This window comes from Lactiplantibacillus sp. B652 (genome assembly GCF_023806745.1).
GTDB lineage: Bacteria > Bacillota > Bacilli > Lactobacillales > Lactobacillaceae > Lactiplantibacillus > Lactiplantibacillus pentosus.
Genome location: NZ_JAMSKY010000008.1, coordinates 157,147 through 170,984 on the forward strand (window position 1 = coordinate 157,147; position 13,838 = coordinate 170,984).

Genomic DNA, 13,838 nt, shown 5'->3' on the forward strand with positions numbered 1-13,838 from the left:
TATTTTTCCGAGTGACAGCATTGGCATTAGGCCGTAGCGACAAGCATCAGAACAAACGCAACATTTGCCCACATCAAAATACGAGTCGAAGTCTGTTAAACTTCGGCCCGTATTTTTTGTGCCTGTGCTACTTTAATTTTGGATAGCGGGCGAGGACGTCGACTTCATCGCGATTTAGCGCGTGGTCGGCACATAAGATCACCGCCGCACTATCCGGATCAGTGTGATAATATTGACTATTTTTGATGGCAAACAACATGTCATACTGGTTAGCCAGGCGAATATACCGTCCCATAATATCCATATCAAGTTGACCATTCAGTAATAACTGATAAGTTGCATCAGTTTTTAGAATCGCATGTAGCGCTTGCGTACAGTCATAGCGTAGCGCTTCTGCAAAAGAAATTCGTAGCTCGATTCGTTCACTAAAAGTTCCTAGGCACCGATGCTGCTCATCCGGTTTTAATAATGGCAGTCCAAAAACCGCGTTTTGAAGCCGTTTATCTAAGTCTGCTTGTTCGTTTTGCATCTCCATTCCTCCACTATTGCTACTGGCATCGCATCTGATGAAAAAAGAGATCTAAATCTCTGATTGAGATTTAGGTCCCCATTGATACTTAATCACGCTGAATCGTATCTAAGCCATAATGCTTTAAATTAAGAAAGACGTGTTTATCGAAATAACCTATGAACGTTCCTTGAAAGAACAGACAAATTGCAGTGCCCACATTGACGGCCCATAACTGACCACTTATTAAGAAAGTAATCACCATGATGATCACTGGTGGAATGTAATGAACCATCTGTGCGATCGTTGCATTGCCTTTGAGGTACCGAAACCGAATAATCTGCATAAAATCATCATTGGGATGCAAGATTAAGTTAGCACGCTGATAGATTGACGTCGCAAGTGCGACACACAGAACACCGAAGACATCAATAATTATTCGAATTCCTAGCGGTAACGCTGTAATCCCTGTTCGCTGAATCAATCCCGTAAACCATTGAATTAAGACACTAAACGGTAAGGTGAACAATAAGTTACCGATAATTCGCCGCCAAATAATTTGATGGATTAGGATTGCATTCATGATCACCACCACGACACCACAAGTAAATAAGGTTGCTTGTAAGCTCAATGGCCATAAGTGATACAGGTTTACTGCTGAAGCGGTCCAAACTGCGCTGCCGAGGTTCATGACAACCGTTAGCGCATGACCGACCGAATTAATCAGGAGTGATAACCCGAGGAAGGCCCACCGTTTCAACCAATCGTGTTGGACAAGCGTTTGGTTATTAGTCACGATGGTCATCCTCTTTCAGTTAAGTCTAGTCAACCGTTGCCCCAACTGCATCCGGAGTTAAGAAATCTTCATTAGCCTTCAAGTTAAAGCGCTTGATGAGGTCACGGAAGTCCTTGTCAGTCAATGATTGTAAGACTTCGCCGCCTTGAGCGCGGATCGTCGTATAGATCAATGCTGACTTTTCAACCGTTTCAACTAATCCATAGGTTTCATCCAATGAATCACCAGCTGCGAAGACGCCGTGATGTGGCCATACAACGACCCGGTAATCTGCCATCTTAGCAGCGGTCTTTTCACCAATTTCGTTGGTCCCTGGGCACATGTATGGAATAACACCCACACCTTCAGGGAAGACAACGATTGATTCAGGATGCATCTTCCAGAGTGTCCGACTGAAACGCTTGGATGATAGCGGAATCGTGAAAGTCATTGCGACTAAGTTAGTTGGATGACAATGCATGATGACCCGTTGATCTGGGTCTTTCTTTAGACGAGCAATGTGACTCATCAAATGTGATGGGAATTCACTCGTTGGTTCGCCGCCGTCATTAAAGCCCCACATTAAATCAACACTGTTGCCAACTTCACTAATCCGAATCAAGCCCATGTCGCGTTCTGGAAATTCGACCATGTTCTTGAAGTAACGACCAGTTCCTGTAACCAGGTAGTACTTGCCTGCAAGTTCGCTCGCATCAAAGTCAATTGAAATCTGACGTAACACTTTGTCGGTGCCGGTGTATGCTTCGACTTCTTCTTTCGTCAAACGAAGACTGACGTTACCACCGTTACGTTCATCCCAACCGTGCCGATATAAATTTTCTGTTGTTTTAGCCATATTGCGTACATATGGTGAATCGATAAATGCTGTCATAATATTAATTACCTTCTCTTCTTAATTTTTGAATCTGGCTGAATTCTTGATCAATCGTGATTATGCGTTAACAGTCTTCTTGTCCCGTGGAAATTGAACTTTTTGTTCATAATTATGAATTTCATCAAGCCAATCCGTGCCAACAGGGGTATTGTTCTTCAAGCAGAATTCATCCCAGACAGCGCCGAATGGGAAGGACTTCAATTCTTCAGTAATGGCTAAGCGCTTCGTAAAGTCATAGTTCAATTCAGCTTTCTTCAAGTCATCAATTGGTGCTAACATTGCTTGGAGTAAGGCCTTTTGGGTTGCCCGTGCACCAATGACCCAAGCAGAAACCCGGTTGATAGTGGCATCGAAGAAGTCCAAACCAATGTTGGTCCGTTCCAATTCATTATCGCGAACCAATGAACGTGTAATCCGTTGTAAGGCTTCGTCAAAGACGACAACGTGGTCACTATCCCAACGAACAGGACGTGAAACGTGTAACATCAGGCCTTTACCAAATGGCATGAAGGCTGAGAACTTGTCAGAGACATCTTCAGTTGGGTGCCAGTGTCCAGCATCGATCGTCCAGAGCTTGCCCCGACTAATGGCGTAGTTGTTGTAGAACAGGTGAGAACCAACCGTGTAGGATTCGATCCCAGTCCCGAATAACTTTCCTTCAACGGCTTCAATCGTATTCTTTTCGTCATACTTCTTAGCGAAGACTTCATCCAAGGATTCAATTAAGCGTTCACGTGGTGTTTGCTTATCAATTGGGTTATCCTTGAAACCATCTGGAATCCAGAAGTTGTTAACTGATTGTTGTCCCAGTTCTTGACCAAAGTAATTAGCGATTTCCCGTGATTTCTTACCAACTTCGATCCAGTAGTCCCGTACTGATTTTTCAGGACTAGCTAACGTAAAGTTGTGTTTAACCATTGGATGTGAGAAGAAGGTTGGGTTCATATCTAAGCCGATGCCTTCTTGCTTAGCCCAGTCTACCCAATACTTGAAATCTTCTGGACCGACTTCATTGAAGTCCTTTTTCTTATCTGTAACCGCATACAAAGTATGCAAAGCCACTTTATGACTCCCTGGAATTAATGACAGTGCTTCGTGTAAATCACCCGTTAATTGGTCAGGTGTCCGTGCAATCCCTGGATAGTCCCCAGAAACGCCAATCCCACCAGTTAATTCTTGATCAGGATTCAGGAAACCATGAATGTCATCACCTTGCCAGCAATGGACCGATAACTTAACCTTCTTTAAGGCTTCCATGGCCTTTTCAGTGTCGACACCGATTTCGGCGTAACGTTCTTTTGCGACTTGATAAGCTTTTTCGACTTCATCAGTTTTAACCATTAGTAATTCCTCCTAGATTTAATCTAAATGAAAGACTTCTTGTAAATCAGTAGTAACCGGACTATTATCCTCATTCGTGTCCATCAGTGGTTCCATATACTTCCACCACTTCTTGCAAATATCTGTCTCTGCAATCTTGTTATAGGTCGCTTCATCGGGTACTTCCAAATAGGCAAAGGTTTGACCAGTTAATTTATTTAAGAAAATTGAATAATTCGTCGCACCATATTCCTTGAGCGCTGTCTTCATTTCTGGCCACAGTTCCGCATGCCGTTTGGCGTATTCTTCGTAGGCATCCTTATGCAAGTACATCACTTGTCCTAACCGAACCATCTACACCATCTCCTTAGCTTTATGAGTTAAAAATTGTTGATACTCTTTTAAAATATCGCCATACTTATTGGTTTCTGGCAGATAACGTTTCAAGTCGAACGATTCCGCAATTAGCCGACGTCCCGCACTAATATTTTCGACTTCATCACTAGCGATCATCTGAACCATGATATTTCCGACCGCAGTTGCTTCGCTCGGACCAGCAACAACTTTAATATTGGCCAGTGTGCTCGTTAGCTGATTCATCAACGCGACATTGCTACCACCACCAACAATATTGAGTGTATCGATATGGTAACCAAGAATTCGATCCAGCTTAGACAGTTCATTAGCATAGAACAACGATAAGTTAGAATAGATGGCCTGGAAGATTTCACCTGGCGTCTCCGGAACAATTTGCTTCGTTTCACGACAGTAGTCCTGAAGTTCCTTAACCATATTGTCTGGATTAGTGAAGCGGTCGTCGTTAATGTCAATGAACTGTTGAAACGGCTTGACTTGTTGGGCCATTTTGGCTAATTCACCAAAACTATATTTATCGTCCAATTCATGACGCACACATTGCGCAATCCATAATCCCATAATGTTTTTCAGGAAGCGGTACGTCCCATATGCGCCCCATTCGTTGGTATAGTTTTCATGAAATGCTTGGAGCCCGTTTTCTGGCACGTTCAGTTCTGTTCCGAGTAACGACCAAGTCCCAGAGCTCAAGAAGGCCCACCGATCACCTTCACCTGGCGTTCCGACAACCGCGGAGGCCGTATCATGAGTGGCGACCGTCACGACTTCCACTTCCGGAATATCGTACTGGTTATGCCATTTGTGGCTCACGTTTCCTAGAATTGAACCAGATTCAACTAGTCGTGGAAATTGATCTTGTGACACGTTGACTTTGCCTAACAAATCTTTATCGAATAAGCCAACCCGCAAGTTCAACATCTGGGTCGTAGAAGCATTCGTAATTTCAGTAACCGCATTACCGGTCAAAACGTAACCCAGGTAGTCTGGCATCATCATAATCTTGTCCGTCTTCGCTAACAGTTGATGATTTTCCTTGTAAAGTTGGTAGAGCGTATTGAAATCTTGGAATTGAATCCCAGTTTTTTCATAAATATACTCTTTAGGTAGATCACTCGTTAACTGTTGGATTGCATTATGCGTACGCTTATCACGGTAGCTAATTGGATCTTCCAACTTATGGCCATCTTCACCAACCAAGACATAGTCGACAGCCCAAGTATCAATCCCCAGCTCAACGTCGTTAATGCCCATCTGTTTGACCTTTTCCAGGCCTTTAAAAATCTCATCAATTAAATGGTCGACATCCCAGCGGTCATGCCCATCTTTCATCGCGAATCCATTGGAGAAACGATGAACTTCTTGTAGCGTCAATCGACCTTGCTTTTGTTGTCCAAGCATCAAGCGACCGCTGGAAGCACCAATATCAACTGCAATATATGATTTCATTACTTTGCATCTCCAGTAGCATTGGTATTAATCGTTGTTTTCGTTGTTGACTGCTTTTCATCTTCAAATTCATCACCATAACGTTCTTTGGTAATTTGTTCGAGTGACTTACCACGTGTTTGTGGTGTCCAAATAACCCCAATAATCAACGAAATAAGCAATAATCCGATCATGAATGTTCCGGCGGCTTTGAAGCCCATCGTTGTCAGGATAGTTGGGAAGATGATTGACCAAATACCAGCTGAACCACGAACGACGAAGAACATAACACCTTGAGAACCTGCACGATATTTCGTTGGGAATAATTCAGTTGCCCATAAGGCGTACCATGCTTGTGCACCAATACCAGCTGAAATTCCCCAAACAGCAACGAAGATCCAGAGGCTAGTCCAGTTCATCCCGGCGAAGGTTAAGACAACCCAAGAAACAACGGCCATCGCGGCACCAACACCAAAGAAGATCCGGTGATTTGCACGGTCACCATAGCGAGCAAAGCCGACATAGGTAGCAACCGCAGTAAAGACCCAGAGAACCGCCTGTAATAAGTTCGCTTGTAAGTTTGTCAATCCACCGGCAGTTTCATAGACATATGGCATGAAGAAGCCCATTGCCCCGGCAACCAAGTTCCAGAACATATAAACACCAATCAAGAAGAACAATGACTTTAAGTTAATGGCATTTGAGAATAAATCACGATAAGGATGTGGCTTTTCACCAGTCGCCCGTTCATGTTGTTTCTGTTCAACCCAAACTTGTGATTCGTCCAATTTGCTTTGCAGACGCCATGCAATAAAGGCAACAATCGTTAAGAAAATGAATAAAATCCGATTACCCATGACACCTAGTGGCGATAACGCAACACCGGCTGCGAAAATAATTGCGGGTCCCAACGACCAAGCAAATTGTGAAATACCAATATTCTGTGCCCGATTAGTTGATTGCGATGTTTCTGAAATATAAGTCCACGATGCAGGAACACCAGCACCAACCGCAATCCCAGTAATCAGGAAGCCAGCTAACAGCATTGGAAAGTTAACAGATGCTGCAATGATAATTGTTCCGACCATGTAGACCAACATATCGTAGGTGTAGATCACCTTTCGACCATATTTATCTGATAGATGCCCACCAATCAAGGCCCCAATCGCTGAACCAAACGCGTTGGCACTCAAAGCACCCAATAAACCAACTTGGAAGCTTGATAATCCCAATGCTTTCGTCCATAAAGTCAAACCACTAGCACCAGCAACAATTGAACCAGAATCCAAAAAATTAGTAATTGATACGGCAATTGTTGAACCGTGCGATTCCTTTTTGTTACTACTCATTTAAAATACCCTCCTTTAGTAAGCGGCTTCATTTGTTTACAAACACATTGTAACCGCCACCATAAAGATGCTACAATAACTCTTACGAGGTTCATTGGTATCATATTTACAGGGAGGATTGTGAATGAACACACGTATTTTAAACTTTTTGAAGCAGCCAACGTTAATTGAAGAAAAACAAAAAGCGTCTCATCGTTTCGTCGAGGATATGCCCCCCTATGCCATTAACCAGGAGCTCTCTCAAAAGGAACACGGACGCGTACTAAGCAATTATTTTTTTAGAAACAAGGACATCTATATCAGTCGTCACAATCGCTATGCTGACTATCCAACCCACACGCACACCTTTTTGGAAATGAATTATATGTTACAAGGGAGCGCCACCGAGATCGTTGATGGAAAGCAGATTACACTCAACACTGGCGATTTGTTACTCCTGGATAACGGCTCTACACATTCCATTAAAGCGCTGGGTGAGGATGATTTGTTGATCAATATTTTATTTCGGACTAAGAATATTAGTATTAGTTTGCTGAATGATTTGAGGAGGAGTAACAATATCTTTTATGACTTTTTACTTAGTCAGGTTATTAATAAGCAGAATAAGAACCGTGATTATCTGATTTTTACCAAGAGACGGAATCAAGAAGTACAAGCAACCTTAGATAGAATCATCGAAGAATACTACTCTAATAATGATTTTTCAAATAGCATCATTAAGTCGTATCTATCGATTTTACTTGTTCAACTGGTTCGTGAATATCCGGTATCTGGACCACATCAAGAGAATAAAACGAAACTATTAACCATCAAAATTCTAAAAGTCATTGCCCAAGAGTACAAAACAATTAGCCTAAATGAACTGGCCCAACGTTACAGTTATAATAAAAATTATTTGAGCAACGTTTTCAAATCAGAAGTTGGGCAAACCTTCAGTGAGGTATTGACTCGTCAACGTTTAATCCAAGCCCACACCCTAATCACCTCAACGTCGCTTCCAATTGCAACCATCATGGATCAAGTTGGCATCAAGAATAAAACTTTCTTTTACCGAAAATATAAGCAATATTATCAAAAGCTTCCTAGCGCAGATCGTTGATTCTAATAAAAGTACCGGCCATTATCAACATGGGTCAAACTCATGTTGATAATGGCCGGTACTTTTGTCATTCCATTACTACCTACTTAGCTTTTGGATAAATTACTTTTACACCTAGTCGTTTCATTTCATTCAAAAAATGATCAGCAGGTGCAACATCAGTCACAATTGTTGACCATGCTGGAAATTTTGCTAATTGAATATAGTCAGAATTATCAGACTGAAACTTCGTATGATCAGCAACCAAGATACTTTCACGAGCACTTCTCATCATCGCAATTTTGACATCCGCTTGTTCCATATCTGCAATATAGGCACCCGTATTGTCCAGCGTGCTACACGAAACAATCGCTAACTGTGGTCGAAACATGCCAATATCCTGAATCGTATGACTTCCCAATAGCGAGTTAGAGTTAGGCCGTAGTGAACCTCCAGTCAAGAAAAGTGTCAGATTAGTCATCTGATTAGCCGCAACAGCAAATTGTAGATTATCCGTAATCACCTTGATATTCTGCCGCTCCGTTAGATAGTTAGGCAAATACGCTGTGGTTGTACTAGGATCGATAAACATCGCCTGATTGTCTTTAATCACATGCTTCGCCAACAATCGACAAATCACCTTTTTTTCCTCAACATGCGTCCGATACCGAAAAGGAGACGCAAACTCAATATTAGTATCTTCCAGTAACGATACCATTCCGAACGTTCGCTTCACCTTTCCAGACTGTTCTAAAACAATCAAATCTCGCCTCATAGTAGAGACGCTTTCGCCTGTTAGTTCTATTAATCTTTTTACACTGATTCTCGGATGCTTATTCAATATCTTAAGTATGTGTAAAACACGATCATCTCGACTTACCATATTACCCTCCAATTGAACAATTCTGAATTTTTTCAGCTTAATTTGAACAATTAACCAGAAAAAATTGAATGAGTTTCATGTTACGTCGAATTGGCTACAAAACGCCGTAACGCCACCATATACTGATTGTTGATAAGAGCTGGTGGGGCAATATGATTTTGCTTTGAGATGTTGTATTAACGATTACTAACATATTAGCATACTGGCTTAAATCAATTTATTTTTTTAGTGATTAATCACAATTACTTTTTACCAGAACTAAATGTATGCGCTTACAAATGCTAGGAAGGTGTTGTTATGAACGATCAAGATATGATTCAATCCGATTTGATTTTTCTGAATCTCGATGCTGAAAGCCGTGTTGACTTATATCAGCAAGTTGCCGCCAAATTACTTTCACGAGGATGGGTCAAACCATCGTACGAAGCAGCGCTGAATAAACGTGAAGATGAATTTCCGACAGGAGTTGTTAGTGATTACATCTCAATTGCGTTACCACATGCAAACCCAGAGAATATCAACAAACCATTTGTGTGTGTCGTGACGACTAAGGCACCTATTCAGATGCTACAAATGGGTTATAACACTGAGGAAAAAGCTAGCACATTCTTTTTCCTTGGTATCACCAAGTCAGATGATCAATTAGTATTATTGCAGAAATTCATGGCATTAATTCAGAATCAGGAATTCGTCACACGTTTTACAAAAATTGCTGACCCGCAAGAGATGTTCAATTATCTATCGAAAAAGTTCAAATAATTCAAAAGGAGTAGATTATTATGGCAAAAATTATTGTTGCATGTGGGAGCGGAGTTGCTTCCAGCGAACTAGTCGTGAAGCACATTGTTGACTTTTTTGACGATCATCACATTACCGGCGTCGAAGTCGAAGCAACTGATTTCAAGAAGCTACCTGATATTTTAGCGAATTATGATGTGTATGTTTGGATTGCTCGACCAAACGAAGAAATTCAAGCAATCGTCGATAAACATCATATCGCCTCAGTCAACGGTTTGCCAATATTTACAGGCCAGAATCCGGAAGCTGCTTATCGCGATATTATCGCCGCATTAAAAGCCATGCAAGCATAATCAATGAACCATATTCATTCTTAGGAGGTGTTCATTTATGGATGTGTTAAAAACAATTGTCAATTACGTTCTTAACTTAGGTGGCCCAGTCTTCGTTCCGTTAATCATGTTTATTATTGCAACGATCGCTGGATTAAAGCTCAAGAAATCCGTACTGGCAGCCTTAACACTCGGTGTCGCTTTTAGCGGTATGACACTGGTCGTTAATTACATGATGGATTCAATTTCTCCAGCAGCTAAGGCAATGTCCAAAATTTTCCATCTTAGTCTAAATGCCATCGATGCTGGTTGGACTGGGGTCGCAGCAATCACTTGGTCTTATAAGTCCGCATTTCTATTTTTCCCACTATTACTTGCCATAAACTTTATTATGCTCACATTTAAATGGACAAAAACATTAAATGTCGATATGTGGAATGTTTGGAACAAGATTTTCACATATGTTGTCGTCTTATATTTCACTCACAACGTATTTTATGGCTTTATCGTCGCCGGCATCCAAATTGTTTTGGAACTCAAAGCAGGGGACATGTGGCAACGTCATATTGAAGACTTAACTGGTATGCCCGGTGTAACAGTCCCACACTTTGTCACATTATTTGCCGTAATCTTGCAACCACTCAATAAATTGCTCGATTTCATTCCTGTTATGAATCGACCGTTTGATTCAGCAGCACTTCAGAAAAAGATCGGTGTCTTCGGTGATAATACTGTCATGGGTGCAATCATTGGTGTGCTATTAGGATTTGGTGCTGGATATTCAGTCTCCAAGTCTTTAAACCTTGCCATTCAAGCGGCTACCGCAATGACTTTATTCCCAATGATTTCAAAGTTATTTATGCAAGCGCTTTCCCCGATTGCCGATGCGATGAGTGACTTCATGAAGAAACACTTTAACGGTCGTGAGGTCTTTATTGGTTTAGATTGGCCAATTCTTGCCGGGCGAAACGAGCTTTGGGTTACCGTCGTAATTTTAGTCCCGATCATGCTCATCTTTGCAATGATCTTGCCTGGTAATACTGTTTTACCTTTCGCGGGTATCATCAATCTTTCGTTCGTTGTCGCCGCATTGCTATTAACTGGCGCCAACCTATTACGAATGCTCGTATTAGGATTCATCACTACCCCAGTCTTTCTATACGGAGCAACCTACTTTGCACCAATCATTACCAACTTAGCCAAATCAACTGGTACTGTTAAAGTTCACGCAGGTCAACAACTCTCTTGGTCTACATTTGAAGGTCCAGATTTTCGCTTATTCTTCGCAAAGGCGTTCACTGGTGAATGGTGGGCAATCGGGCTCTCAATTCTATGGTTGGTTGGATTTATCTGGCTATACATTGACCAGAACAAGGCAAAACTCCCAAGTCAACGCTACGTTCTTGCAGGTAGTGGTGTGACCGAAGCAACATCATCCAATGTATCTACTCCTGTAAGTAGCGCATCCTCTTCAGACACTGACTTAGATGACTTAGATAATATGGATTTCAGTCGCACAACTAAGCCATCTTCAGATAATTCTAATTCGCAAGATGAGCTTGATGACTTAGACGGCATGAACTTTAGTAATATTTCAAAAGATAATAAGCGGTGATCAGATTGCGACTAACGAATAACGAAGTCAAAAAGAAGCTGTTTTGGTCAGTATTACTATTTATCGATGTCGTTCTCTTTATCGAAGCATTGAGTACAAACAGTATTGGTGCTTGTCTGCTTGTAATGGGACTTAGCGAACTCATCTATTTTAAGGGCAACCAATCTCTATTTGGAAAATTCGATGCTAAGCGTAAAGCCAAACGTGCTCAATATCGAAAAGAAATGTTGAGAGCAAGAAACGCAAATCGTCATAATCAATAAGTTAAGGGGTGTAAAAATGACTGAAGCGTATGTTTTTGAAGCTGAACGACGTGATTTAGCTAGCGTCGCTCGAGAAATGTTTAATCGTAAGAACACGAATGTAGCTGGTGGCAATATTTCTGTGAAAATAACGGCACCACGTGACATCAATTATGGTCCCGTTCAGATCAAGAAGCATCACGATTACTTAATCATGACACCAACCTTTATGTCTGAGGCTTGGTTTGGAAAGCTATCTGGTGCGCAAATTCTAGTTGTAGATCTTGAAACTGGCAAACAAATTGATGGCGTCGGTCGTTTGACCCGTGAAATTAATATGCATATCGGTGCCTATGAAGCCAATCCAGGAATTAAAGTTGTCTATCATTCTCACGCCGAAGAATCGATGTTTTGGGCAACGATTGGTCAAGACATGCCTAATGTAACTGAAATTACCGCTGTTAATCAGAAGTTAGGCAAGATTAAATGTTTACCTTATAAAGAAGCATGTTCTCAAGAACTAGCAGATCAAGTTCACGAGAGCCTAACCGCACTTGGTGACGGTGCGTTAGAGAATATCTTCCTTCTAAATAGTCATGGTGTTTTAATAACCTGTTCTGATCTACACGAAGCGACTCGGATTCTAGAAACCGTAGAGTGGAACGCTAAGATCGCCTACCAGGAAACTATTTTTAAAAAGTTAGGCTTGATTAAGCAATACCAATCTTGTGGTGCTGATACGACAGCATTTCTAGATTAACTGTAATAAATCATCTATGGAAACTAAAAGAACGCCGCATGGAAATAATTCCATGTAACGTTCTTTTAGACGTTATATGATCACTGTTACGTATCCATCACTCGATATGTTAGTCATTTTACGATGACTACTTATCATACTTAGTCCGGAAATACTTTTCAATTTCTTCAAGCGGTACACCCTTAGTCTCTGGTACCCGTAATGCAACAAAGATAATACCTAATACGCAACAAACGGCAAAGATATAAAATGTATTCGACATATTCCATTCTAGTAATACTGGTGATAACAACCCGACGATGAAGTTACCAATCCATAATACAAAGATGGTAATACCAGTTCCAATTCCACGATATCTTTGCGGAAAGATTTCTGAATTGATTAGCCAGGTAACTGGTCCCAATGTTCCTTGGAAGAAAATAATGTATAGATAAACCAAAATAACAATCGTTATTCCGGCCCAGCTTGCATTAGGCGCAACAGTATGAATAACCCCTGCAGCAACTAACGTAATTCCACAGATTGTTAGCCCCGCAAACTCTAGGTTACGCCTACCTAACCAATCAATCGTGAACATTCCTAAAACAGCACCAACAATTGACAAAAATCCGTTACCTGCATTCAAAATCGCAGCGACAGTAGTGTCAAACCCAGATTCCTGGATGATCTTACCACCGTAATACATAATAGAATTAATACCAGCAAACTGTTGAATAATTCCCAACATCGCACCGGTAATTAAAATCTGTACAACCCATCGTTTGCTAATTAATTCCTTGAACGTTGCCTGCTCCGCATTTAATTCCTTGTCTGCTTTATCCTTGTCTTGGATCTCTTTCATTTCAGACTCAACACTAGCAGCTGAACGAATTCGACGTAATACGCCTAATGCTTTATCCATCTTTCCCTGCGAAACCAACCATCTTGGTGATTCTGGGATAAGATACATTCCGATCCAAAGAATAATACCAGGAATCGTTCCTAATCCTAACATCCAGCGCCAAATTGCAGCATTTTCTGCACCTAAAGGAGTTAAGGCTGCGTTGACACCAAAGGCAACAAATTGGCCAGAAACAATCATCACTTGCGCAGTAGTGACCATTTTCCCCCGTAACTCAGTCGGTGCAATTTCGGCAATATAAACTGGTACGTTAGCAGATGCTGAGCCGACTGCTAAACCCAAGATAAACCGGAATACAATTAAAATAGTAATATTTGTTGCAAAAGCACAGCCTAATGCTCCGACTGAAAAGATGATACCTAAGATAGTTAAAATCTTTTTTCGTCCAATTTTATCCGCAAAAGGTCCACCAATAATTGCCCCAAATGCTGCACCAAGCGTTAGTCCAGACGAAACAATACCTTGCTGAAATGCAGTTAAATCAAGTTGACCCTTTACTGCCATGAATTCTAAGGAGCCATTAACAATCCCTGTGTCATATCCAAAGAGCAACGATCCCATTGCGGCTATAAATGTTGCTAACCAAAGAAAGCCCGTATGTGAATTGCTCTTCCTATCAGTACTTCCGCTAACGTCCATTAT

Annotated in this window: 15 protein-coding genes; 6 read left to right on the plus strand and 9 right to left on the minus strand. The window is 41.3% G+C overall.

Going from position 1 to position 13,838, the window contains the following annotated elements:
- Positions 1-127: 127 nt before the first annotated feature.
- From MZO40_RS11040 to MZO40_RS11070, 7 genes are all read right to left on the minus strand, one after another.
- Positions 128-529: a YueI family protein gene (locus MZO40_RS11040; protein WP_050338142.1), complete on the minus strand. Its 402-nt coding sequence runs from the start codon at positions 527-529 to the stop codon at positions 128-130.
- 88 nt (positions 530-617) lie between these two features.
- A complete protein-coding gene (locus tag MZO40_RS11045; RefSeq protein ID WP_050338141.1) occupies positions 618-1,313 on the minus strand; it encodes a YitT family protein in 696 nt (231 codons plus the stop codon).
- Positions 1,314-1,329: 16 nt separating this feature from the next.
- Positions 1,330-2,175 (minus strand): rhamnulose-1-phosphate aldolase, encoded by an 846-nt coding sequence (gene rhaD, locus MZO40_RS11050; protein WP_050338140.1) that lies wholly within the window; start codon positions 2,173-2,175, stop codon positions 1,330-1,332.
- A gap of 60 nt (positions 2,176-2,235) precedes the next feature.
- Positions 2,236-3,519 carry an L-rhamnose isomerase gene (locus MZO40_RS11055; protein ID WP_105960868.1) on the minus strand — a complete coding sequence of 428 codons (1,284 nt, stop codon included), beginning with the start codon at positions 3,517-3,519 and terminating at the stop codon, positions 2,236-2,238.
- Between the two features lie 18 nt (positions 3,520-3,537).
- On the minus strand, positions 3,538-3,852 hold the full coding sequence (gene rhaM, locus MZO40_RS11060) for an L-rhamnose mutarotase (protein WP_021337415.1): 315 nt from the start codon (positions 3,850-3,852) through the stop codon (positions 3,538-3,540).
- A complete protein-coding gene (rhaB, locus tag MZO40_RS11065; RefSeq protein ID WP_105960867.1) occupies positions 3,853-5,319 on the minus strand; it encodes a rhamnulokinase in 1,467 nt (488 codons plus the stop codon). It abuts the gene before it with no gap.
- Positions 5,319-6,647 carry an MFS transporter gene (locus MZO40_RS11070; RefSeq protein WP_050338138.1) on the minus strand — a complete coding sequence of 443 codons (1,329 nt, stop codon included), beginning with the start codon at positions 6,645-6,647 and terminating at the stop codon, positions 5,319-5,321. The genes rhaB and MZO40_RS11070 overlap by 1 nt, the downstream gene beginning before the upstream one ends.
- A gap of 124 nt (positions 6,648-6,771) precedes the next feature.
- Between MZO40_RS11070 and MZO40_RS11075 the strand changes: the two genes are divergently transcribed.
- Complete coding sequence (locus MZO40_RS11075) at positions 6,772-7,746, plus strand: helix-turn-helix domain-containing protein (RefSeq protein ID WP_105960866.1); 975 nt, start codon at positions 6,772-6,774, stop codon at positions 7,744-7,746.
- Between the two features lie 82 nt (positions 7,747-7,828).
- Here the strand turns inward: MZO40_RS11075 and MZO40_RS11080 are convergent, their stop codons facing one another.
- A complete protein-coding gene (locus tag MZO40_RS11080) occupies positions 7,829-8,608 on the minus strand; it encodes a DeoR/GlpR family DNA-binding transcription regulator (protein ID WP_050338136.1) in 780 nt (259 codons plus the stop codon).
- A 297-nt stretch (positions 8,609-8,905) separates the two neighbouring features.
- Between MZO40_RS11080 and MZO40_RS11085 the strand changes: the two genes are divergently transcribed.
- Genes MZO40_RS11085 through MZO40_RS11105 form a run of 5 tightly spaced genes read left to right on the plus strand, consistent with a single transcriptional unit; the run spans position 8,906 to position 12,295 of the window.
- Positions 8,906-9,367: a PTS sugar transporter subunit IIA gene (locus MZO40_RS11085; protein WP_105960865.1), complete on the plus strand. Its 462-nt coding sequence runs from the start codon at positions 8,906-8,908 to the stop codon at positions 9,365-9,367.
- A 20-nt stretch (positions 9,368-9,387) separates the two neighbouring features.
- The gene (locus MZO40_RS11090) at positions 9,388-9,699 is read left to right on the plus strand and encodes a PTS sugar transporter subunit IIB (protein WP_050338134.1); all 312 of its coding nucleotides are present in this window, start codon (positions 9,388-9,390) and stop codon (positions 9,697-9,699) included.
- Between the two features lie 37 nt (positions 9,700-9,736).
- Positions 9,737-11,293 carry a PTS galactitol transporter subunit IIC gene (locus MZO40_RS11095; protein WP_050338133.1) on the plus strand — a complete coding sequence of 519 codons (1,557 nt, stop codon included), beginning with the start codon at positions 9,737-9,739 and terminating at the stop codon, positions 11,291-11,293.
- A gap of 5 nt (positions 11,294-11,298) precedes the next feature.
- Positions 11,299-11,556: a hypothetical protein gene (locus tag MZO40_RS11100; protein WP_050338358.1), complete on the plus strand. Its 258-nt coding sequence runs from the start codon at positions 11,299-11,301 to the stop codon at positions 11,554-11,556.
- Positions 11,557-11,572: 16 nt separating this feature from the next.
- Positions 11,573-12,295 (plus strand): class II aldolase/adducin family protein, encoded by a 723-nt coding sequence (locus MZO40_RS11105; protein WP_050338132.1) that lies wholly within the window; start codon positions 11,573-11,575, stop codon positions 12,293-12,295.
- Positions 12,296-12,422: 127 nt separating this feature from the next.
- Here MZO40_RS11105 and MZO40_RS11110 read toward each other — a convergent pair whose 3' ends face one another.
- Positions 12,423-13,835: a sugar porter family MFS transporter gene (locus MZO40_RS11110; RefSeq protein WP_050338131.1), complete on the minus strand. Its 1,413-nt coding sequence runs from the start codon at positions 13,833-13,835 to the stop codon at positions 12,423-12,425.
- Positions 13,836-13,838: the final 3 nt, after the last annotated feature.